22 protein-coding genes, 1 tRNA gene and 1 pseudogene are annotated in these 23,355 nt (G+C 37.4%); 7 read left to right on the plus strand and 17 right to left on the minus strand.

All coding sequences use genetic code 11. The features are described from left to right. Positions 1-2 precede the first annotated feature (2 nt). From FLP15_RS02105 to FLP15_RS02120, 4 genes are all read left to right on the plus strand, one after another. Positions 3-917 carry a zinc finger Ran-binding domain-containing protein gene (locus FLP15_RS02105; protein ID WP_142765820.1) on the plus strand — a complete coding sequence of 305 codons (915 nt, stop codon included), beginning with the start codon at positions 3-5 and terminating at the stop codon, positions 915-917. Between the two features lie 11 nt (positions 918-928). Beyond that, positions 929-2,083 (plus strand): SPFH domain-containing protein, encoded by a 1,155-nt coding sequence (locus tag FLP15_RS02110; protein ID WP_142765821.1) that lies wholly within the window; start codon positions 929-931, stop codon positions 2,081-2,083. A 2-nt stretch (positions 2,084-2,085) separates the two neighbouring features. Then, positions 2,086-2,655 (plus strand): hypothetical protein, encoded by a 570-nt coding sequence (locus FLP15_RS02115; RefSeq protein WP_142765822.1) that lies wholly within the window; start codon positions 2,086-2,088, stop codon positions 2,653-2,655. Between the two features lie 220 nt (positions 2,656-2,875). Continuing rightward, the gene (locus FLP15_RS02120) at positions 2,876-3,322 is read left to right on the plus strand and encodes an Hsp20/alpha crystallin family protein (RefSeq protein WP_142765823.1); all 447 of its coding nucleotides are present in this window, start codon (positions 2,876-2,878) and stop codon (positions 3,320-3,322) included. A gap of 52 nt (positions 3,323-3,374) precedes the next feature. On the opposite strand, the gene FLP15_RS02125 is transcribed toward FLP15_RS02120, so the two are convergent. The 5 genes from FLP15_RS02125 to FLP15_RS02145 form a co-directional block, all read right to left on the minus strand. Then, the gene (locus tag FLP15_RS02125) at positions 3,375-4,256 is read right to left on the minus strand and encodes an NAD(P)-dependent oxidoreductase (RefSeq protein WP_142765824.1); all 882 of its coding nucleotides are present in this window, start codon (positions 4,254-4,256) and stop codon (positions 3,375-3,377) included. Between the two features lie 18 nt (positions 4,257-4,274). Beyond that, positions 4,275-4,478 carry a hypothetical protein gene (locus tag FLP15_RS02130; protein WP_142765825.1) on the minus strand — a complete coding sequence of 68 codons (204 nt, stop codon included), beginning with the start codon at positions 4,476-4,478 and terminating at the stop codon, positions 4,275-4,277. A 128-nt stretch (positions 4,479-4,606) separates the two neighbouring features. Beyond that, positions 4,607-4,688 (minus strand) — tRNA-Leu (locus tag FLP15_RS02135). 331 nt (positions 4,689-5,019) lie between these two features. After that, entirely contained in the window at positions 5,020-5,382 is a 363-nt protein-coding gene (locus FLP15_RS02140; RefSeq protein ID WP_190288328.1) for a DUF1634 domain-containing protein, read from the minus strand. 8 nt (positions 5,383-5,390) lie between these two features. After that, positions 5,391-6,245 carry a sulfite exporter TauE/SafE family protein gene (locus FLP15_RS02145; protein ID WP_120772720.1) on the minus strand — a complete coding sequence of 285 codons (855 nt, stop codon included), beginning with the start codon at positions 6,243-6,245 and terminating at the stop codon, positions 5,391-5,393. Positions 6,246-6,580: 335 nt separating this feature from the next. On the opposite strand from FLP15_RS02145, the gene FLP15_RS02150 reads away from it, so the two are divergent. Next, complete coding sequence (locus tag FLP15_RS02150) at positions 6,581-6,760, plus strand: hypothetical protein (protein ID WP_120772721.1); 180 nt, start codon at positions 6,581-6,583, stop codon at positions 6,758-6,760. A 299-nt stretch (positions 6,761-7,059) separates the two neighbouring features. Beyond that, positions 7,060-8,571, plus strand: a complete 1,512-nt coding sequence (zwf, locus tag FLP15_RS02155; RefSeq protein ID WP_142765827.1) for a glucose-6-phosphate dehydrogenase — start codon at positions 7,060-7,062, stop codon at positions 8,569-8,571. Positions 8,572-9,358: 787 nt separating this feature from the next. Here the strand turns inward: zwf and FLP15_RS02160 are convergent. The 9 genes and pseudogenes from FLP15_RS02160 to mreC all read right to left on the minus strand — a co-directional run bounded on the left by FLP15_RS02160 (position 9,359) and on the right by mreC (position 19,485). Beyond that, the gene (locus tag FLP15_RS02160) at positions 9,359-9,889 is read right to left on the minus strand and encodes a YqeG family HAD IIIA-type phosphatase (protein WP_142765828.1); all 531 of its coding nucleotides are present in this window, start codon (positions 9,887-9,889) and stop codon (positions 9,359-9,361) included. A gap of 297 nt (positions 9,890-10,186) precedes the next feature. Then, on the minus strand, positions 10,187-11,326 hold the full coding sequence (dnaJ, locus tag FLP15_RS02165; RefSeq protein ID WP_142765829.1) for a molecular chaperone DnaJ: 1,140 nt from the start codon (positions 11,324-11,326) through the stop codon (positions 10,187-10,189). Positions 11,327-11,614: 288 nt separating this feature from the next. Further along, positions 11,615-12,373 carry a C39 family peptidase gene (locus FLP15_RS02170; protein WP_142765830.1) on the minus strand — a complete coding sequence of 253 codons (759 nt, stop codon included), beginning with the start codon at positions 12,371-12,373 and terminating at the stop codon, positions 11,615-11,617. Continuing rightward, positions 12,366-13,085 (minus strand): aspartate/glutamate racemase family protein, encoded by a 720-nt coding sequence (locus tag FLP15_RS02175; protein ID WP_142767402.1) that lies wholly within the window; start codon positions 13,083-13,085, stop codon positions 12,366-12,368. The genes FLP15_RS02170 and FLP15_RS02175 overlap by 8 nt, the downstream gene beginning before the upstream one ends. 385 nt (positions 13,086-13,470) lie before the next feature. Beyond that, complete coding sequence (locus FLP15_RS02180) at positions 13,471-14,640, minus strand: carboxylate--amine ligase (protein WP_223804752.1); 1,170 nt, start codon at positions 14,638-14,640, stop codon at positions 13,471-13,473. Positions 14,641-14,711: 71 nt separating this feature from the next. Further along, a pseudogene (gene asnB / locus FLP15_RS02185) lies at positions 14,712-16,588 on the minus strand (asparagine synthase (glutamine-hydrolyzing)). Between the two features lie 128 nt (positions 16,589-16,716). After that, complete coding sequence (locus FLP15_RS02190) at positions 16,717-17,997, minus strand: C40 family peptidase (RefSeq protein ID WP_142765832.1); 1,281 nt, start codon at positions 17,995-17,997, stop codon at positions 16,717-16,719. Positions 17,998-18,094: 97 nt separating this feature from the next. Continuing rightward, positions 18,095-18,628, minus strand: a complete 534-nt coding sequence (gene mreD / locus FLP15_RS02195; protein ID WP_142765833.1) for a rod shape-determining protein MreD — start codon at positions 18,626-18,628, stop codon at positions 18,095-18,097. Then, the gene (mreC, locus tag FLP15_RS02200) at positions 18,625-19,485 is read right to left on the minus strand and encodes a rod shape-determining protein MreC (RefSeq protein WP_142765834.1); all 861 of its coding nucleotides are present in this window, start codon (positions 19,483-19,485) and stop codon (positions 18,625-18,627) included. Before mreC ends, mreD begins: the two co-directional genes overlap by 4 nt. Before the next feature lie 221 nt (positions 19,486-19,706). On the opposite strand from mreC, the gene FLP15_RS02205 reads away from it, so the two are divergent. Next, the gene (locus FLP15_RS02205; RefSeq protein ID WP_142765835.1) at positions 19,707-20,150 is read left to right on the plus strand and encodes an NUDIX hydrolase; all 444 of its coding nucleotides are present in this window, start codon (positions 19,707-19,709) and stop codon (positions 20,148-20,150) included. Between the two features lie 87 nt (positions 20,151-20,237). Here the strand turns inward: FLP15_RS02205 and rpiA are convergent, their stop codons facing one another. From rpiA to FLP15_RS02220, 3 genes are all read right to left on the minus strand, one after another. Beyond that, on the minus strand, positions 20,238-20,912 hold the full coding sequence (rpiA, locus tag FLP15_RS02210; RefSeq protein WP_142765836.1) for a ribose-5-phosphate isomerase RpiA: 675 nt from the start codon (positions 20,910-20,912) through the stop codon (positions 20,238-20,240). A gap of 268 nt (positions 20,913-21,180) precedes the next feature. Continuing rightward, a complete protein-coding gene (locus tag FLP15_RS02215) occupies positions 21,181-21,843 on the minus strand; it encodes a Crp/Fnr family transcriptional regulator (RefSeq protein WP_120772732.1) in 663 nt (220 codons plus the stop codon). Positions 21,844-21,915: 72 nt separating this feature from the next. Then, positions 21,916-23,130 (minus strand): MFS transporter, encoded by a 1,215-nt coding sequence (locus FLP15_RS02220; protein ID WP_142765837.1) that lies wholly within the window; start codon positions 23,128-23,130, stop codon positions 21,916-21,918. Positions 23,131-23,355 lie beyond the last annotated feature (225 nt).

The raw sequence follows: 23,355 nt of genomic DNA on the forward strand, positions 1-23,355 counted from the left end.
TCATGAAAAAAACACTACTCTTGGCAATTGGACTTATTTTTTTAGGGATATTTTCAGCTTGCAACCATTCAAATGCAACCTACAAGGTGGATTATAACACCAATTCTTTTGAAAACGCCCTCGAAAATAATAAAAAAGTAAGTGGTAAAACTGTCGCCTTTACTGTAACCAATGAAAAGCCTCCTCTATTAGGTCTGGGCGATTATGATTTGCAAGACGTGAATAAAAACAACTTCAGATCTAAAAGTAATCCCAACATTACTCAAGGAGATAGTGTGATAGTCAAAGTTACTAGCGTCTCTAAAAGTTTAGGACATTATAAAATCTCTTATTCAAATCTTACTAAAATTAATGATTTATCAGATGTAGCTGTTAAAGAAAATAATATAGGATCATTCATTGGAGAAATCTTTTTCGGAATTGTTGGATTTGCTTTCTTCGTTTCAATTATTATTTTTGCCGTCATACAAGGAAAGAAGCAAAACATTATACAAAAGAAGAAGGACGATATTTTATCTTGTATCTCAGCTTCTGGTATTAGAGAACTCAAAGAAATTTCAAAAGTTACTGGACTTCAAGTTTATGAAATTGAAAAATTACTAACAGATATGATAAAAATGGCTTCACTTGCCAACTCCAAAGTTAATCAATCACTGAATATTAGAATTCTTAAAAATGCTCAGATTGATCATATTAACGATATTATTATACTTGACAAACATGCTACTGATACCAAACTTGATAAGATAGCTACAGCCGCAAATTCAATATTGGACCGTTTTAATCCAAAACAAAATATCAAAACTAAACCTCTAACTGTTAAACCAGAAAAATTGCCTGATTGGGTTTGCGAATACTGTAATTCATCAAACAAAGCAGAATCAGAAAAATGCTCACAGTGTAGCGCTAAAAGATAGGAGAAATAAAAATGGGAATTTTCAAAGGCATATCAGATGCAGTAGGAGGAACTCTTGCTGATCAGTGGAAAGACATTATTACAGCTGGAAATTTCAGTGAACATACTGTAGTGGTACCTGGTGTCCTTCAAAAAACAAACAACGGACGCGGCGCTAATTTATTTGGCTCCGACGGAATCATCTCAAATGGTTCAAAAATATTTGTCCCAGAAAATACCGTCGCTTTCATTTTCAGTGAGAGTAGCATCGAAAATATCATTACTGAGCCCGGCAGTTTTGAATATCAAGATGGCCAGACAAGTATTTTTAATGATAAGGAATTCAACGGTAGCTCACTCTTTAATCAGATGATTGACCGAGGGACTTCTGTATTAAAACAATCTGCCGAACGAGTTGGATTTGGAGGACAGAGTGCTGTTCAGAAGAGAATTGCCTTTGTCAATATGCGTGAAATTCGTGGAATTAAATTTGGAACACATGGTCCTCTAGTTTATAATGATTTATTCTATGGTGTTGACCTTGAAATTATGGCTTTTGGTTCCTTCTCAATTAAGATTACAAACCCTATCACCTTTATCAGAAATTTTGTTCCTGCTAATGTTGCCTATCTTTCTTTTGATGACAAAGATTCTAAAGCTCAAATTTCCTCAGAGTTTATTCAATCCTTCACTGTTGCAGTAAATTCGTTATCTGAAAATTTTAGAATTTCTCAACTCCCTTCTCACGCAAGTGAAATTTCTAAAAAAATTTCAACTGATGCCGATAATGCTGGAACTTGGCCAGAACGATTCGGATTTGAAGTAACCAAAGTTGCTATTGAAAACATTGAATTTTCTGATGATGCTCGTGAACTTGTAAAACAATTTTCATCCAACAAAATGAATGTCAAAGCTTTTGATGATATCTCACAACGCACCTCAAATATCGCTGCACAACAAAAAATTGCTGAGGGCATTCAAGATAACGGATTGGGAAATGGAGCAGGAATGATTTTTGGTATGAACATGTCACAAAATATGAATGGACAAGCTCAAACTCTTTCCACACCAACACTATCCATTGATCAGCAGATTGAAACACTAAAAAAATTGAAAGATCTTGTAGATTTGGGAATTCTATCAGAAGAAGAATTCAATAACAAAAAGAAAGAAATAATGGGACTATAACAATGATAAAGCAAAAAAGTTGGGGAATAATCATTATCTGGATTATTATTTTTTGGCCAGTTGGGGTTTATTTTCTATTTAAACGTCTAAATACTGATAAATCTGCACTTATGACAGGGAATCCTAATATTTTGATTGCTGTAGGTTATATTCTTATACTTTTTGCAATTTTAGGCTTTTTTTCCAATATCAACCATATTGAAACAGCATTTTTCAGTTTAATAATTTATGGTGCTGGTGCATATCTTGTTTTGAAAAAAGCAAGCAAAACAAAACTAAAAGCGAAAAAGTATAAGGCCTATCTTGATTTAATTATCAACCAAGGTATTATAGATTCTAATGAAATAGGAAATAGATTAGAAATTTCAAATTCATCTGTTAATAATGATATCCAAGAAATGATTACTGCTGGTTATCTCCCTAATAATTACAATATTCCTCTAGAACCCATCTATCATAATAATAATATTCAACAAGAAAAAGTTGTAAAGTGTCCTGCATGCGGAGCTAATAATAAGATTACTGTAGGAAAAGTCTCTGAATGCGAATACTGTGGAACACAAATTCACTAACCTGTCTAAAATATATATATGTATCATATACATACTAATCAAGAAACATCCCGATTATTAATACAAATTACATTAAAGTCTTACAATAAGCTGATAAAACTAGCACTCTTAAAAACAGAGTGCTAGTTTTCAAATCAAATCTTTGACAGTCTAATCAACGGTGCCTATAATTATAAGTGTAGGGTAAAAAATACAAACCCTAATAGAGGAGGTTATTACAATGTCAAACGATTTGATGAACAGTCAAAACAATTGGATGGATTTTGGAGATGATTTCTTTAATCATTTCGGTCGGAATTTCTTCAAAAATGGCCTTGGTTTCCAAAACTCTAACCGTCAAATGGCAATGAAAACAGATATTTCGGAGTCGGATGCGGCTTACAGCGTAAAGATTGACTTACCTGGCTTGAAGAAAGATAATATTAACATTGATTATGTTAATGGTATACTCACTGTTTCAGGCAAGCAAGAACACACAAACGAAGCAAAAAATGAGGATGGTGAAGTGATTCATAGTGAGCGTTACTCTGGTTCATACAGCCGCTCCTATAGTTTACCAAATGTTGAACGTGAAGCTATCACAGCAAAGTATGATGGTGGTGTGTTAATCTTGAATTTACCAAAAACAAAAGTTGATGCAAACTCACATCGAATTGAAATCCAATAATTGTAAAAATCGTAGCTAAACGGCTACGATTTTTTGTTAAGCAAAGTTTTTATCATTCTGGACGTTTGCCATCTTCCCACCATAGCTTAATCAATGCTTGTGTTCCATCATTTTCAAACCCTTTTTCGGCAAGCATATCATAAAGTTGTTTGGCTCCTGCTGTAGCTGGAAGAGAAATACCCATTTTAGCAGATTCGTCTAGCGCAATACCGAGGTCTTTGATAAAGTGTTTTACAAAAAATCCTGCGGTAAAGTCTTCACGTAAAATACGTGGTGCATAGTTAGTGAGTGACCATGTCGCAGCAGAGCCACCACCAACTGTCATCAATACTTTATCAAGGTCAAGTCCCGCTTTATCTGCATATACAAGAAGCTCTGTCATGGCAGTCATCGTTCCTGCAATACCGATTTGATTTGCCATTTTTGTATGCTGTCCGCTACCTGCAGAGCCTTGATAAGCAATTGTTTTTCCCATTTTTTCAAAAAGGGGTAGAGCTTTATTATACACAGGCTCATCTCCACCAACCATAATAGTCAATGTGGCATTCTTTGCTCCAAGGTCTCCACCTGAAACAGGAGCATCCAGTGACTCAGCACCTTCTTTTTTAGCTGCTTCATAGATTTCTTGAGCAAGACCAGGTTGCGAAGTCGTCATATCAATCAACACCTTCCCCGAAAGTTCTGCTTTAAAAACCCCAGTTTCTCCAAAATAAATTTCACGAACATCTTTTGGATATCCTACTATCGAGATGATGAATTCTGCTTGTTTAGCCGCAGCTTCTGGACTATCAACATAAGTTGCACCACGCGCAACTAACGTATCTGTTTTTGATTTTGTACGGTTGTATACGACTAACTCATGACCTGCATCCATGAGATGACCTGCCATTGCAGCGCCCATAACACCTGTACCGATAAATGCAACTTTTGACATATTTTTCTCCTTTTGATACTAATATTGAACGTCTCTTCTTTTTCTTGCTTTATCGCCTCGAAGACGTTTAATTTTTCGATTGCGATACTCATCTAATTTGTAAGTTTTTAATAATTTTTCAATCTCAGTACGTGAATGTCCTGTCGCTTCTGAAATTGAAGAGAGCGAACGCAGTGGGTTTTCATCAATAACTTCTTGAAGTTGTTCTTCCTTTAATCTCATTGTTCCCTCCATTTTTTCTTAATGAATACACATTTTTCAATTTATTTCAAAACAAAAAACGATTAGCACCCAGCCAACCGTCCATTATCTCTTAATAAATCTCTAAAACATAGAGCTTTATATTATTATGGGAAGAAGGGATTTGAACCCTCACGCCCTTTCGAGCACATGCACCTGAAGCATGCGTGTCTGCCATTCCACCACTTCCCCGTTGGGTCAAAACGTTACCCTTTCTCGCTACGTTGCTAAAGCAACGAGTCGAAAGGACTTCCCCAGCACTTTTCTATGATAACAGTTTCATATTGAAAATGCAAGCTTGAGGCTACCTATGACTGGCTTACTTAATACATGCCTGATTTTTTCATCAGAATTTTTTGTTCCTCTTGTTATCTCATACTAGCTCATCTTTAATTTTTCTTAGAAAAATTATTAGATGAACTGCAGATAGACTGCCTTTTGCTCTTGCAAGCTTCGCTTGCTAAGCAAACGGACAGCGGAGTAACTTTTAAATTTACCATTTAAAAGTTAAACAGCATTAGCTTCAAGCTCCTCCGTGACCAATGAACATAGCGATAATCAAAATAATAAAAACAAGGCAAGTAATCGCCACGTAGAGTTTATCACCTTCTTTTGCAAAAGCAAAGATAGAGGCTACCACACGTAAAACAGGGGTTAGAATTAATAAAAATAATCCTGCCATCAACCAAGCTAATGCTTTGAACTGCACTAAACCTGTCAGTATTTCATTAAACTTATCAGGCCAGATTCCGTCAGAGTAGCCAGAATGTCCTGTTATTACAAACATCAAAATACCAATGATAATAACAACCGAGCTAACAAATACACCTGCACGCAAGATTTTCCCGATATTTTGCTCAATCTTGAGCAATTCTTCTTTTGTCATTTCACCTTTCATCCGATATGTACCCCAATTCCTTTAAGTAACATCTGAATCGCCATCAAAAGAATGACTGGAATGAAAATAATTCTGATTGTTTTTGCTGGTAATTTTGGCATGATTTTAGAACCTAGAGCTGCACCTGCTACGATACCAATTGCAAGTGGACCTGCTAGAGTTGGATTAACATAACCATTGAAAAAATAGACGGTTGCAGAAGCTGCCGCAGTTACTCCAATCATCAGGTTTGATGTTGCTGTAGAGGCTTTTATTGGCATCTTCATCATAGAGTCCATCGCCATGACTTTAAAGGCACCTGAGCCAATCCCTAAAAGTCCTGAAGCTACACCCGCACCAAGCATAATTGCTGCTCCTCCCGGTACTTTTTCTACTTGATAACTAATATCTTGTCCCAGCTGCTTGTCATGATAACTTGAGTTAAGTTTAAGCTTTTTAGCAATTTTATCAGACTCTACATTTTGCAAAATTTCCTCACCTTTATGAAGCTTTTTCCACATATTGTAGCCTTGAAAAATCAATAAACAGCCAAACAAAACATTTAATACTGTACCATCAAAAAATCCTGCTAAAATTGCTCCGACAAGGCCACCTATCGTAGTGAAGATTTCTAAAAACATTGCTGCACGAATGTTAATCATGTCATCTTTTAAATAAGAAATCGCGGCACCTGAGCTTGTCGCAATGACTGCTACAATGCTTGCTCCAATCGCATATTTAATATCTACACCAAAAAAAGTTGTAATGATTGGCGTAATAATAATCCCACCACCTAGTCCCAAAATGGAACCTACTGTACCCGCCACAAAGCCAAGAACTAGCATTGATAGGGTAAATACTAATAAAGACATACTATCTGCAAATTCGATATTGAATCTTGACGAATTTGATCCTTTCTCTTTTCATTTTACCAAAAATTTAAGAAATTAGGCAATTTAGATTGACTGATGGAGCTGTCAGTGTACTGATAGTATTGTTACCTCTGCTGACAATACTTTTATTCGCCGATTCAATGCTTACTTTGGGCGCATTGAACTGACAGTATTGTCACCTCCGCTGACAATACTTTGTTTAACGATTTAATGCTCATTTTACACACTTTAAAGAAGCAGAATTCTTGTCAGTTTTGACAGCCTGTTTTTATGATATAATTCTAATTAGCGATAGATTTCATTGGGGGTGAAAAATGAACAGACAAGAACTCGAACAACGTTTGAGAAAAGAGCTTTCTATTCCATTTTACAATGCGAAAGTTGCTGAACGCGACTACAGTGAAGCTGAATTTCAGGAAATGAAAAAACAACTCAAAGCTGACATTGAGCAGTACGCAACTGATTATGTTGACGAACACAACTCAAATGGTTGAAAGTATTGATTATTTTTACTGACAGGATTTCTGTCAGTAAGTCATTGTCAGCACTGACAGATATTATCATTTGTATTTTTAACTTAGCAAGTGCGTGCTAATTCCCCACCTCTTAAAGGTGGCGGGATAAGCAGCACTAAGCTCTGCTTTCGTTCTACTGCCCTAGGGTCTTAGCGCTTCAGCGCTTAGACTTCAGGGACAGGGTGACCTCATATCTTTGATGTGAGGTTGTGCCCTAACGTTGGTGGGGAGAAAGAATCCCCACCAATGAAGTAATCACTTCAATAAAAGGAAATTTTATGACTGAACAAAAACAAGCCCTTTTCACTATTTTTGGAGCTACTGGCGACCTTGCCAAGCGTAAGCTCTACCCTTCTTTATTCCGCCTTTTCAAGAAAGGTGAACTCGCTGACAATTTCGCTGTCATTGGAACAGCACGCCGTCAGTGGACTGACAGCTTTTATCACGAAGTCGTTTTAGATTCAATCAAAGATTTGATGCACTCAAAAACAGAGGCAGAAAACTTTGCAAGTCATTTCTATTATCAAAGTCATGATGTCAATGATGCTGAGCATTATGTCAATCTGAAAAATTTAGGTGAACGCCTCAAAACTCAATATAAAACAGCAGGAAATCAAGTTTTCTTTCTTGCGATGGCGCCTCAATTTTTTGGTGTAATTGCTGAACATCTTAAATCTGAAAACATCTTGACTGGGGAAGGTTTTGAGCGAATTGTCATTGAAAAACCTTTCGGAAACAGCTACGCAACTGCAAAAACGCTCAATGACAGTTTGGCAAAAGTTTTTACTGAAGAGCAAATCTTCCGTATTGACCATTATCTTGGTAAAGAAATGATTCAATCTGTGAGCGCTGTCCGTTTTGCTAACCCAATTTTCGAAAGTCTTTGGAATAATCGCCATATTGATAATGTGCAAATTACTTTTGCCGAATTTATTGGTGTTGAGGAGCGTGGGGGCTATTACGAAACTTCTGGCGCACTCAAAGATATGATTCAAAATCACGTCTTGCAAGTCCTCAGTCTTATCGCAATGGAAAAACCCGAAAAATTTGATGAAGCTCATATTGTAAAGGAAAAAGTTAAAGCACTCAAAGCAATGCGTCAATATTCTTCACAAGAAGCGCTAGAAAACTTCATCCGTGGACAATATATCGCTGGAAAATTTGATGGAGAGAACTATCTAGGATATCGTGAAGAAGATTCTGTCGCACCTGATAGTCGCACAGAAACTTTCGCCGCCGGAAAATTTCTCATTGATAACGAACGTTGGGCCGGTGTTCCGTTTTATGTCCGCTCAGGAAAACGCATGACTGAAAAAGGAACTCGCATCAATATCGTTTTCAAAAAAGAAGCTGAAAATCTTTTTGCAGACAACTGTGATGACCAACCTGTGCAAAACGTTTTAACCATCTATATCCAACCTACTGAAGGATTCTCACTTTCTGTTAATGGTAAAGCTGCAGGTCAAGGATTCCATCTTGAACCACTTCGCCTTAGCTTCCGTCATGATAGTGAATTTTTAGGAAATTCTCCTGAAGCTTATGAAAAACTATTCTTGGACGTGTTGAATGGTGACGGTACAAACTTTAGTCATTGGGAAGAAGCTGCACGTGCTTGGGAACTTATTGACGTTATTCGTGAGGCATGGGATGGTGACACTAGCGCTATGCCTACGTACACCGCACGCAGCATGGGACCTCAAGCCGCATTTGATTTGCTCAAAAAAGACGGAAACGAATGGGCATGGCAACCTGATTTGTGGTATAAAGAGCGAGGATACTACGAAAAATAATAATGTATTGAAATAAGGAAGTAAGGGAATTCTGTCAGCATACTGACAGAATTTTTATTCGCCGATTCAATGCTCACTCCAATCGCATCGAACTGTCAGCATACTGACAGAATTTCTATTCACAGATTCAATGTTCACTTTAACAGTATCAAACTGTCAGCACAATGATAAAATTTTTGTTTTAATCAACTTTTCCCCAGATTTTTACACAGTTTTCCACATATTTGTGGAAACACCTTCTAAATATGTGGAAAACTATGAATAACTTCATCAATTTCCTGATAAGAACAAGTTTTCACTTGTGTATTTCATTTTTCCACACTGATAAATCAAAAAATACTGACAGAACTCCGTCAGTACTTTTTATCGAAGTAAGTGCGTGCTATCTCCGCCCTTCGGGCTACGCTGTCGATGCTCGCTAAGGCGCTGAAGCGCCTAGTCGCAATCGCAACACCTCTACCTCTTAGGTAGTAGGGGATGAAGCAGCACTATCTCCGCTTCGCTGCGCTGTCCATCCTCGCTACAGTGCTACGTGCTTCGCATGCCGTTCTACGAACGGTCTACGCAACTTCGTTGCTCCGCTATCCGTTTGCTTAGCTGCTAAAGCAGCAAGAGCAAAAGGCAAAGCATCTAGCCGGAATCGCAACTTTGAATTTCGTCCGACTGCCCTAGGGCGTTAGTGCTTTAGCACTTAGGCTTCTGGGACAGGGTGACCTCATATCGAAGATGTGAGGTTGTACCCTAAATTCAGTGGGGAGTTGAAACTCCCACTGAATAAGTCTTGACTTCATTCTAATTTAGTTCTCCACACTGGATTGCCATCACGTGCAATCATTTTTTTCCAGACACGTCGTTCTCTCCAACGATTAAATTTCGTATTCCAAGCATCTGATTCTACCAATGGTTTCACCAAAATGCTTCGTACACCAGCACGATGCGCGGCTCGAATATCTGTCATCAATTGGTCTCCAACCATAACCACTTCAGATGGTTTTTCATCAAAACGCTTCAAAGCGTTATTAATCCCCAAGGCAAAAGGCTTCATTGCTCGACTAATATAATCAACACCAAACTTTTCCACAGCTCGCGCAACACGTTCGCGTTTATTATTTGAGACAACAATAACTTTGATGTTATTTTCTCTCATTTCCTCAAGCCAAGAAAGCAACTCTGGTGTACCATCTGGATTATTCCAAGCAATCAAAGTATTATCTAAATCCACCATCACAGCTGTGATACCGTTCTTTCTCAGACTCTCTGCATCCAACTGATACACTGCTTCCAACAAAAAATCTGGCTTATAATTATCAATTTTCATATAGAGATATTATACCAAAAAATTTAGCAAGTTTTACACATTTATCATCTATAAGCAACCCAAATACACCAAGAAAAATAATAAAAAGTCGCCAAAGGCGACTCATTATAGCAAGATGTGAGCGGCTCCGTCAAGAAACGGAGAGAGTTAGGAAAACGTGGTTCTGCTCAAAGAGCAGGTTCCAGTTGTCACTTCGACTCATCGCTTCAGCGATGTAGCGAGAATGGACAGCGGAGACAGAACATGGCTAAAGAGGTATAACCTCACATTAAAATCCCCACTAAATAAGTCTTGAATTTACTTAAATTTATCAAAGAAACCTTTTTTACCATTTCCCGAAATATCAACACCGCTAACCTTAGCAAATGCTTGTAAAGCTTCTTTTTGAGCAGTATTCATATTCTTTGGTGTTATGATATTAACGATCACATATTGATCCCCATTACCCGAACCACGCAATTTTGGCGCCCCTTTTCCTTTCAATCGGAAGTTTGCTCCAGTTTGCGTGCCAGCAGGAATCTTTAATTTCACATTACCATGAACCGTTGGCACTTCAACTTCATCACCCAATGCCGCTTGAACAAACTCCAAAGGCATTTTATAGTAAATCTCAGAGCCATCACGCTCAAACTTATCAGATGCTTCAACTTGGAAACGTACATACAAATCACCATAAGGACCACCATTTGTACCAGCATCACCTTGGCCTTGCAAACGCATTTGTTGACCTGACTCAACTCCAGCAGGAACTTTTACCTTAACAGTATGGGCAGCTTTTTCATGACCAGTACCATGACAGGTAGGACATGGTTCCTTGATTTCTTTACCCGTACCATGACAAACATCACAAGTTTGTTGACTTTGCATACGGCCCAATGGTGTATCATGAACCACATTGATTGTACCGCGTCCACCACACTTATGACACGTTTCCGCATGAGTTCCTGGTTTTGCACCTTCACCACCACAAGTGTGACAAAGCTCTTCTCGATTATATTTTACTTCTTTTTCTACACCAAAAATAGCTTCTTCAAACTTCAGATTGATTCGATATTGTAAATCATCCCCTTGACGTGGTGCATTAGGATTAACCTGAGCGCCTCCACCGCCAAAGAAGCTAGAGAAAATATCCTCAAAACCGCCGAAGCCGCCTGCGCCACCAAAGCCAGAGAAGCCACCTTGACCTCCAAAACCACCACTACCAGCGCCAAAACCATTAGCACCAGCTTCGCCATATTGGTCATAGGCTGCCCGTTTTTGGTCATCCGATAATGTTTCGTAGGCTTCTTGCACCTCTTTATATTTTTGTTCAGCACCTGGTTCCTTATTCAAATCTGGGTGGTACTTTTTCGACATTTTTCGATAAGCTTTTTTAATTTCATCCTGACTGGCATTTTTATCTACCCCCAGGCGTTCATAAAATTCAGAGTTATTCATTATTTAATCCCTAATTCCTTTACTATAGCTCCTTCGTTGTAAAAAGAAACAACGGACGGACGTTGCTACGCAACTTCGTGACGCAAAAACAGCGACACGACACGCTAATTGCAGTCATCACTAATAAAATTCTAGCAGATTTTAAAGTGAGACTAGTATAAATTAATTTTTCAATAGCACTATTTTATCACGTTTTTTAAATTTTGGCAAAAAAATTAGCACTCTTTTTACTAGAGTGCTAATTTTAATGGAGCAAATCCCTCCTATATCGTATCCGAAATCATCATTTCAACTCACAAATTCAACAGCAAATTGATTAGTTCCTATATATACCGAAGAAACTGTTGACTCAGGAAGCCAATATTTTCCTTTGATAGGGTCGTTGACATGAAACTCTTTTTTCTTCGCATCATACCCATCCAAAATCACCGCATGAGTATTCGTCACAACTTCATGACCAAAATAATCTGTATACGTAATCTGTGGTTGAGCAAAGTCCACCGTTACCCACATTTCCACAAGATGCTCTTTCAAGACAATATTTTTGATATCATCAATACTTTTTCCAGAAACATCAACAACATTTGCACCATAACTTTGAGCAAATTTCATAAATGCATCTGGCCAGATTGTTGGAAAACCTCCATCAGGAATTTGATCATCCGGAGTCCAAGGATCTCCAGCATAACCTAGATTAGGATTGCCATCCCAACCTACCAAAGGCAATGAATCAAGCACTTCTTTCACAGACTTATCATGTGTTTTATTTAAGTAAACCAAAGCGTTATAGAGAGAAACTGTTTCACAACCTTGATAAGCTCCGATTTTTATTTGATTCACATCTCCTGTATCCATTAACACATAGTTGCACTTACCCGCATGGTCTTTTTTTGCAACAGTTTTTGAAGCTAATGAAGGCTGCTTATCCTCGCCTTCGCCTTTTTGAGGATTCATAAAGAAACCAAAACCAACAAAAACCACAATAAGACTCAAAAGGAGTAGAATAACCATGTTCTTTGTTTTTAAACGTTTTCTTCTTTTATTCATTTGCTAAGTCTTTTTTCTCCATCATCATCAAAGTTCGACGCACTGTTTCTGCTTGTGCGTCAATAATATTGAATTCTGAGTCGAGTTGATATTCTTCATACAAAACAGAGAGTTCCGTGCAACCTAAAATCATCACTTCACAGTTCATATTTTTCTTTACATCACTTAGAATTTCGTGGTAAAGCTCAAAATTCAAATTTTTATTTTCTTTAACCTCTTGATAAATCAATCGATTAACCTTTTCTTGCAATTCCTCATCTGGAATGACAGCTTCATAACCCTGAGCTTCTAACTCCTCACGATAAACACCTGTCAAAATAGTTCCCTCAGTAGCCAACACAGCAATACGCTTACTATCAGCAAATCGCTCTCTGATTCGTTCCACAGCGATACGAGGCATATGCAAGATTGGAATTTGTGTTGCATTTTGTAACTCCTCAAAATAATAATGAGCAGTATTACAAGGAATAACAAAAAACTTTGGGTTCAACACACTTTGAATTTTGATATCCTCAATCAGTTTTTCTTCTGGATTTTCTAAAGAAGAATCTTTTATATAAGCAGTACGGTCAGGAATCGTTGCATGATTAACTACGATATAGTCTAGAAAATCTTGGTCTCGATGAGCATCTGTCCGACGATTCAACGTATGAATGAAACTCTCTGTTGCCAGAGTCCCCATTCCTCCCAAAATTGTAAAGAAGTTTTCCATCATTCCCTCCGTTCTTCTTTCTTTTTTTATAGCCACAGAATAATAAAACAAACGCTGTTTATCGAAATAAGTGCGTGCTATCTCCGCCCTTTGGACTATGCTGTCAATACTCACTATACCACTAGGTGAAACAACTAGCATATCCGTAAGTTGCTAAAGCAACACAGCTATCCTATCTTAAGTAGGGGATGAAGCAGCACTATCTCCACTCCGTTTCGCTGTCCATCCTCGCTACGGTGCTACGTGCTTTGCACGCCGTTCTATGAACGGTCTCCGCAACTCTGTTGCTACGCTGTCCGTTTGCTTAGCTGCTAAAGCAACAAGAGCAAAAGGCAAAGCATCTGGTCGGAATCGCAACTTTGAATTTAGTTTTGACTTCATTTTATTAGCGATTATTAAAATATTCCTTAAACGTACCAATATAGCGATAAAAAGCATATCTCATCAGCAAATAACGCTTAGGCGAATTATCTTTTGCATAAAATAAAGTTGTACCATAGTTTTTAGATTTAATAAACTGGCGAATTTCCGCTTTAAAGCTTGGATTGACATATGTCAACAATACTTTCTTTGGAACACCTAACCACAACTTGGTTCCTTTACCACAAACTGTCTCAGCAAAAGGCTCATTAAAAATTCGATCTGAAACCAGATAACGTGTCAAATTGTAACCATTCAAAGTCACATAGAAAGAACTACGTCCTTGACGCAAATTGATTTCAAATAGTTTATACTCTCCATCACGAGGATCATATTTCATATCAAAATTCGCAAAGCCAGTATATTCAATTTTTTCAAGAAAATCTTGAATTTGCTGGTATACTTTTTCATTATAATCAGGTAATATAGCAACATAATTCCCGATTGCTTTCGGACTAGGGTCTTCAAGCAAAGGATGACCCAGACACATCATACGTACCTTATGATTTTTATCCACATAGGCATTCAATACGCGCATATTCTCATCTGTCCCTGGGATAAAATCTTGAATAATCATCTCATCTGGATAACCTGCTTCATAGCAGCGATGGAGCATTAATTTCATTTCTTCAGGTGATGCAATCGTAAAAGCTTTCTTTTGTCCTTCAAAATGGACTTCTAAATAAGAAATCGAATTTCCCGGTTTCAAAATCATTGGATATGGAAAAGATAAACCATTTACAAGAGGGTCAATCTCTGTTTCTGGAGTGACTAAAACAGTCTTTGGGTAAGGAAGCTGGTATTCTTCACAAATATTATAAAAATCTGGCTTATTTTCCAACTTTTGGTAAAGTGAATAATCAATATAGGGAACTTCAAAAAATTCTGAGAGCTCCGCCTTATACTTAGAAGCCATCAAAGCATAACCATCACCACAAGCCACAAGTAGATACTTCTTCTTATCGTTAGCATGATTTTCCTTAAATTCTCTCAAAGTTTTAATGAAAACTTCTTCTTGGTCAAAATGAGGATGGCATTGTACTTCCACAATTTTTGAGTATTTTGTCGGTGCTAACTGAGAGGCACTCAGAGCAATCGAAGTAATACCAAACTCTTCATGAAACGAACGCGCCATTCCATAGACATTAATATCAGACCCTAATAAAATCGGTTGAAATTCAATATTTTGAGACACAAAAAACTCCTCTAAAAAGTGACAACAGCTGGTTTTTCACCATTGTGGATAAAGTAAACATCATACCAAGTCAAGAAAGTATAAATTGTCCAAAGCTTACGTCTGGCATCATTCTTACCTGCAAAGTTATCATCCAACATTTCCAGTACCTTATCTTGATTAAAAAATTCTGAAACAAATTCTTGTTCAAACAAATGACGTACTACTTTGTAGTACTTCTCTTCTCTCAGCCAATCTTTGATTGGTACTGGGAAACCTAATTTTTTACGATTTGACCATTCTTCTGGCAAATGACGGCGTGCTGCTTGCCTGAAGGCATATTTTGTATTATGTTCATTAAGCAAGTATTTTGATGGAATTTGCTCTGCGGTGTGCATAAGCTCAATATCCAAGAGTGGCACTCGAAGCTCCAAAGAATGAGCCATTGACATTTTATCTGCTTTCAGTAAGATATCACCAGGCATCCATTGGTGCATATCAAGATATTGCATTTTACGTAGTTCTGAACCTTCTTGAGCTTTCTTATAGGTCTTTCCAACAATTCCTTTCACACTTGGTGCTGTTTGAAACTCTTGTTTTAAGAGTGTCATAGACTCTTCTTCTTCAAAAACTTTAGCTTGTCCAATGAAAAAGTCTTCAGCTGGTGCCAGTGATTCATAAAGATGTTTTTGACCTTTAAAATGCTTGTTTTGAATCCCTCGAGCAATTGAAAAGCGTAAACCTTTAGGCAATTTTTTTAGTCTTTCTGCAACAACACGGACGACACGAGAATTTGTACTAAAACCATAAGATTCATAACCCGCAAAAAGCTCATCTGCACCTTCACCACTCATGACCACTCGCACATCACGAGCTGCAAGCTCGGCTAGGAAAAATAGGGGCACACAAGATGGGTTGGAGTCTGGCTCGTCTAAATAATACTGAATTTGTGAGAAATGTTGAAAAGCTTCATCCCATGAATTTCCCGCGAAGTGTTATTTAAACCAATCATATCTGTCAGCTGTTTCGCTTGCTTAGATTCATTAAATGTCCCTTGACCAAATCCGATAGAATAAGTATGATCTGGACGGAGCGTTGATGCCACATAACTAGAGTCTACACCACTTGAGACGAAAGCTCCGACTTCAACATCCGCAAATTTATGTGCATCAACAGACTCTAAAACAGTCTTATCAATTAAATCAACAGACTCTTCTAGTGACATATTTTTTTCATCCACTTTCATATCCCAGTAAGGTTTAATGTCAAGTTTGCCATCTTTATAAGTAAAATAATGTCCCTCTTTGATACGGAACACTCCTTTAAAGAATGTTTCATCAAGCGCCGAATACTGGAAAGTCATATATGGTTTCAATGCTTCTTTGTTTAATTCTTTTTTGAAATTTGGATGTTTTAAAAAACTCTTAATCTCTGAGCCATACATGAATGTACCATTCATTTGAGCATAATAGAGTGGTTTGATACCAAAATGGTCACGAGCACCAAATAACTCTTGTTTTTCTCTATCCCAGATGACAAAGGCAAACATTCCTCGAATTTTTTGGAGAAGTTCCACACCATATTCTTCATAACCATGCAACAAGACTTCTGTGTCAGCATGAGTGGTGAAATCATGACCTTTTGCAATCAAGTCTTCTCTTAATTCACGAAAGTTATAAATCTCTCCATTGAACGTGATTAACTTTGATTTGTCCTCATTGTATATTGGTTGGTCTCCACCTTCAAGGTCAATGATACTCAAACGTCTAAAACCGATAGCTGCTCTATCATCAATAAATTCACCTGAACTACTTGGTCCGCGGTGAATAATCGTATCCATCATTTCTTTTAGTGTCTTTGTTTTATCATCTTGATTTAAGTTATCGACAAAGCCGACAATTCCACACATTTCTATCTATCCCCTATCATTTTTCTTGTTTTATTATACCATAATAATAAAAAATGATTTGACAGAAGGAAAATAATTTCCCTCCACCAAATCACTGATTTTTGTTATTATAAACTTTTTGTAGTTAATTACTTAATTACTTGTACAGCATAATTCACAGTATACCACGAAGTTTGTGAAACACGGACATTTAATCCTGGTCTTGGAGCATCAACTTGCATTCCGTTACCTAGATAAATTGCAACGTGAGCACCATTTTCTTCAATAATCAAATCACCAGGACGCGCTTGAGAAAGAGAAACTGGTGTACCTGCACCACCTTGTTCTTGAGAAGTGCGCGGAAGTGAAATTCCTGCTGCGTGTAAATATACATAGCTAGTAAGACCTGAACAGTCCATTCCAGCGAGAGTAGTTCCACCCCAAACATATGGTATAGCTGGCGTTCTATTTGCAAGCATTTGAGCGTAAGAAACAATTGCATCTAAAGTTGCTGAACTTGAACCTGAGTTAGATGATGAACTCCCTCCAGAATTAGAATTCGATGAACCATTACCACTTGTATTCGAGCTAGAGTTAGAATTCGACGAACTTCCATTATTGTTGTTCGAGTTTGATGTATTATTATCTGAGTTAGACGTAGATGTTGATGGAATATTTGTAGTAGTTGAAGTGGTCGTTTCTTGAGATTGTTGCGTTTTGTATGCAACTTGAGCCTGAGCTGCTTTTTTTGCCGCCTTCTCTGCCTCTGCTTTTTGTGCTAACAATTCATTTTTCTTATCTTGAGCTGTTGCAATAGTTGCTTCATAATTTAATGTAGCTACTTTAAGTTCAGCTTGTTGAGAAGTCAACTCTTTAGCTTGTGAATCTAAACTATCAGAAAGAGTTTCAAGATTATCAGAATTTTTTCTCAACTCTGAAGACTTTTGTACAAGTTCTTTTTGTTCTTTTTCTTGTTGCTCTAGCATTTGTTTGCTAGCACTTGAAACTGTAGCTATTGCCGTAACCTTTTGAATAGCATCAGTCAACGATTTTGAATCTACAACTGCACTTAAATAGTTCGTTGCAGAGTTATTAACTTGCGCACTTCGTGCTTGTGCTTCCAATGTCTTTGTACGGTCACTGATATTTGTCACAAGCGTACCAATTTGTACATTGAGGTTTTTCAATTGGTTATTCACCTGAGTGATTTTTGCTTTTGTACTCGCTTGTTTAGCTTGCAAACTTGACACTTTAGCTTGCAAACTATCAACTTGTGCTTGTGCTTGTGCTTTCGCTGATTGGGCACTTGCAATTGTTGCATCTTGTTTTTGAATGTCTGAGTTAGTATCAGCGTAAACACCTGATACGGGTGCTGCAGCAGAAAGTACTACTGTAGACAATAAAATAGCCGAGATAATCCTTTTTTTCATAACTGTTATTTTTAATTTGTCCTCCCTATGAAGTTCGGTTGAATAAACATATTATACTATTCTTACCACACCTTAATATTTCTTTTTAATTACAAAATCATTTCTCTGTGTATCTAAAATGACTTTTCCTTAATCTATAAAAGAGTTCTAAAGGTGCTTGAAGCATTGCTGCTAAAATAATATTGAGCAAAAGTGTAGGCGCTAATTGATAAACAACAAAGTTAAGAAAATTGAGTTGTGATAAACCAAAAGCTGCTGTAATTATTGCACTAAATACTTCAAATGCTGTGACAATGATAATAATAGTAAAGAGCCGTGTCCATCGATTAGTAAAGATGACACTTTCTATATTATAAACGAAAAGTGCGATAAGCGGAAATAATAAGGTGGCAATACCATAAACTCCCAAATAGTAGCTATCGTATACAGCTCCTAGAAGTGCTGCTAAAATAATAATATAGCTTGAACGATGTTGCGTAACACTATAAACTAGAAAAATTAGAAAAAGATGGCTTACAGGAGTCCAAGTTCCACCGCTTAGGCTTGTTAAAACGTGTGTGATTTGTCCATCCAATATTAGAAGTAAAAAGAGCAAGATTGGAGAAAAAAACTGAAAAGTAAAGCGACTCACTTAATTCCCCCAATCATACGTTGAATAACAAAAACAAATCGGATATCGTAAAGATTGCTCGCTGGTTTAACATAAATTTGACGATTCAATCCTTGATTATCATCTTTTTCTCCTAAGACCGTCCCAATGAGAAGGTCACGCGGACTATCGCCTCCAAGTCCACTCGTAAAGACTTGCGTCCCTTTAGAAATTTTGTCTTGTGTGGTTAATTGAGTGATAATATAAGCATTTTGTTGGCTATCATATCCTGTCAATAAACCATAAGTTGTTTCCTCTGAATTTCCTAGCCGAACCGGAATTTTATTTTCAATTCCTTTTGAAGAACTTAGAAGTGAAACTTTAGCTGTATTTTTATTGACTTGGATAACACGACCGATGACCCCACCATTTGCCATAACAATCATATCTGTTTTAAGACTATCTTTACTTCCCCTATCAATGACAAGTGTATCATTCCATGATGTAGGGTCACGGGTGATAACGTTGGCTGATACCGTTTGATAGTCAGTCAATGTTTCTTGAAGTTTCAGAGCATTTTTAAGCTCTTTATTTTCAGATTCAAGACCGTTTAGTTTATTGGCATCATCTTTTGACTTGGCAAGTTGAGTTTTTAAACTTTCATTTTGCTGATAGGTATCCATCAAATTTGAAAATTCATTGACTTTATCTTGGACAAAATGCACAGGAGTTCCAAGCACACGGTCAACGAACCCTGTTCCATCATTTATTGTTTGTGTCATTGCTGACGGTTTTTGATTAGATTTAAAATTTTTTGCTGAAATTACAATCGCTGACATCGCTGCGATAATAATAATCAGCGCGATAATAACCATTTTACTTAAATTAAATTTTTTCAATGTTCTAGATTCCCTTCAGTAAGTTGTCCTTACTCGTACCTTATTTTATCAAAATTGTCAGATTTTTGATAGAATAGTGATAAGAATTTTTTGTAAGCGTTTTTTACTTGTAATACTGATTATCGTAAGCTTTTTAATGGTACTGTTATCTACTTTATCATTGTAATCGTAATGCATGAAGTAAATTAGCTGCAAAATATAGCTTTTTGGAGGTTCTTAGGATGAGTAAAATTCCTGTTTTTGGAGAAAAAATTGATGGAAAAGATTATCAAAATCGGTACGGAGTCTATGGAATTGTTGCACGTGATTCTGGAGAAATTTGTTTAGTTCAAGCGCCTAATGGTGCTTTCATCCTTCCTGGTGGTGAGATTGAAGCTGGTGAAAATCATGAGAAAGCCTTGCAAAGAGAACTCGTTGAAGAACTTGGAGCTTCTGCAAAAATTGGTGCTTTCTTAGGACAAGCGGACGAATATTTTTATAGTTCACATCGTAATAAATACTTTTATAATCCAGCTTATATTTATGAAACTAAATCCGTCAGTTTTGATGCGGCTCCTCTGGAAGACTTTAATGGTATTTTTTGGTTTAGTCCTGAAATAGCAATCACTAAACTTAAACGCGGTTCTCACCAATGGGGCGTTCGTGAGTGGTTAAAGAAAAAATGATAAAAAACTGTCAGTATCCCAAATTTATGAGGCACTGACAGTTTTTTATCTGCTCACAAACTTATCATTCTGTCAGTACTGACAGAATTATTTTTCAATGATTTTCACACCATCATGACCTGCTACGATAACTTTTTTAACCATGTTATTAAATAAACCATGTTCTACAACACCTACTGTCAAATCCAGCTCTTGGGCAAGTTGTTCAGGATGTTTGATTTCACTGATGTGCAAGTCAATGAGATAGTGATGCATATCCGTGATTAATTTATTTCCTTTGTCATCTTCCCTCCATGTTGGAGCATAGCCTGCCGTTGTGAATTTACGAAATATTTGTTCAGCACCGTACGGGATAACTTCAACAGGAACTTTGAATGACCCTAGGTTTTCAGAGAGTTTCGACTCATCGACAATCCAAATATAGTCACGTGAGTAAGTGGCCACGATTTTTTCCATGAGTAATGCTGCACCACCACCTTTAATTCCATTTAGTTTTGAGTCAACCTCATCAGCCCCATCAACAGTCAAGTCAACAAAATCTACTTCATCAATAGATTTTAGTGGAATACCGAGCTTTGTCGCTTGATCGCTTGTTACACTAGATGTTGTCACGCCTATAATGCTTAGCCCCTCATCATGAATACGGCGTCCTAACTCCTCTACAAAAAACGCTGCTGTTGAACCTGTCCCCAATCCCACAGTCATACCATCTTTGACAAATTCTGCGGCTTTTATTCCAACTTGTTTTTTTAAATTTTCCATTTTTATTCCTTAACTGTCTTCTGTCTATGTGTCCTCAATTATACCAAGATGTGAGCAACTCCGTCAAGAAGCGTAGAGAAATTGGTTCTGCTGGTAGAGCAGGTTCCAGTTGCCACTTCGACTAATCGCTTCAGCGATGTAGCGAGAATGGACAGCGGAGCTGTCTTTTCTCATAGCTTCTGGTATTGCGAACTCGATTATACCAAGATATGAGGCTGATTGTCCAGAACTAATGAAAAAGACGAGATAGCACTCGCCTTTTTTATCATTAGCTGATATAATCCTCTAAATACTGTGGATTATAAACCATAATCTTGTTATCAATGATATCAATTACTTTTTCCATTTTTAGATCATGAATGATACGATTGACACTATTTCTTGTTGAAATACCGCAAAATCCTGCAATATCTTCATTGGTAACGGGAAAATCAATTAAGATTCCTTCTTTTTTCATGATACCAAAGTCTTCAATCAGGCTATTGATGCAAGCACAAACTGCACCTTTTTTACCATTTATTGTCATTTTTTGTAGGACACTAAGGTTCATTGAAAGGCGACGTTTATAAAAGTCGTTTACAATCCTAAAAAGACGGAGATCACTTCGTACCCAATCCCAAAAGTCTGCGCGTGAAACACGATAAAAGCTTGCTGTATCAGACTCGACTCGGACATTAAAAACTGCTGAGATTCCTTCTTGTTGCTCCTCTTCAAGGAGCGATACAAAGTCTTGTTCTACGACATACGCGATATTAAATTCTCGACCATCACGAAGAATATTGCTGATTTTTGCGACACCTTCTTTCAAGATGTAGATATATTCTGATTCAATTCCTTGGTACATTACGTAGCTATGCTTTTTACGGGTAACGACAGGAACTTTTTTTTCTTCTAAAAGTTGTATGAGGTTGTCTATATGTTCGTTTGTCATTTTTTTATGATTACTTTTTGAAAAATGTTATTGATACAATTTATCAATAATTGTTTTAGGGTTGCTTTTTTATTATACTACTACTTTTTGTTTTTTTCCGTGAATAAGGTAGTAAATAATCCAAACTGCAATAACGGCTGGAGCACTATAAAGATAAAGATTGCGGAAACCACTCATTCCTTGACCCAATAGCGGGATGATCGCACCCAAAACGATTGGACCTCCGCCAACACCTAGGTCAAGAAAGCCAAAGAATGTCGATGTGGCAACTCCAATACGTTCTTTGTTGGAGTCTCGAATAGCAATTGCTTGACCAAATGGTGCTACACCACCATACCCAAGTCCAAAAGCACCACCTGCAATCAACAACACGATGAAGCCTAATGTTGGGTTAAAGAAACCAGCAAGTCCTACAAGTAGCATTGCAACAGTAAAGAAGATAAAAGTGGGATGGAAAACCCAGTTGTCTCCTTTTGTATCAAAGATACGACCTGTCAATGGACGAGAAAGGAAGATGAGAATGGCATACATTGTAAAGAATAACGACCCAGCAAGTGGAATATGAAGTGCTGTTGAGAATGAGCCCATTCCTGTTAAGATTGCAGAATCAATAAACCCAGCAAGGAATGCAACAATTGAGATAGGAAGGGCAGATTTTTCAATAAATTTATTAACACCTTTAGGTTGATTGGCAAGGGCGTGTTCTCGCTCACTTGGGCTTAGTTCTTTCACATGAACAAAGAAAATAAGAACAAAGGTAAGAATAAGTAAAACTGATGCTAATCCTAAAAGATAGCTAAATCCTAGTGAAGAATAAATCATAATTGAAAGCGCCGGTCCTACTGCAGCAGCAAGTGTTACAGAAAGAGCATAATAGCCAATTCCTTCACCGCGGCGTGATGCAGGGACGATATGACCTGCAATGGTTCCTGAAGCTGTTGCTCCAATCCCAAAACCTGCTCCCTGAATGATACGAATAATAAAGAGTAACGGAATATTAGTTGTGAGATAATAACCAAAAATTAGGGCAAGAAAAAGAATACCTCCGATATATAGTAGTCGTTTCATTCCAAGTTTTGTGATAGTAATCCCTGTCCACACGCGACCAATCAAGGCCCCAATAACGAAAACACTTGAGAGTGATAAACTCACTACGGTAGATTGATGAAGCTGTTGAAGGGCATAAGTGCTGATGGATGATGTCAAAACATAAAAGACAATATAAAATAAAAAGCTGATTAATGTGTTAATGACGAAAGTAGGGGTAAAGATACTTTCTTTTTTCATGATGTTTCCATTTCTGTTTTTGATAAATATAATTTGTCAGTAAGGATATTAGACGTGTTCAGAAGTTCGTATTGCTTTTGAAGCCGAACTCACCTCTTTGATATGAGGTCACCTTGTCCATCTCCGCACTAATGTGCTACGCTATCCATTCTCGCTAAGCTGCTAAAGCAGCAAGTCGAAATGGTAAGAAGTCTAGTCGCTAAAGCGACTGACCTTATGGTAGCT

The organism is Lactococcus protaetiae (assembly GCF_006965445.1).
Classification (GTDB): Bacteria; Bacillota; Bacilli; order Lactobacillales; family Streptococcaceae; genus Lactococcus; species Lactococcus protaetiae.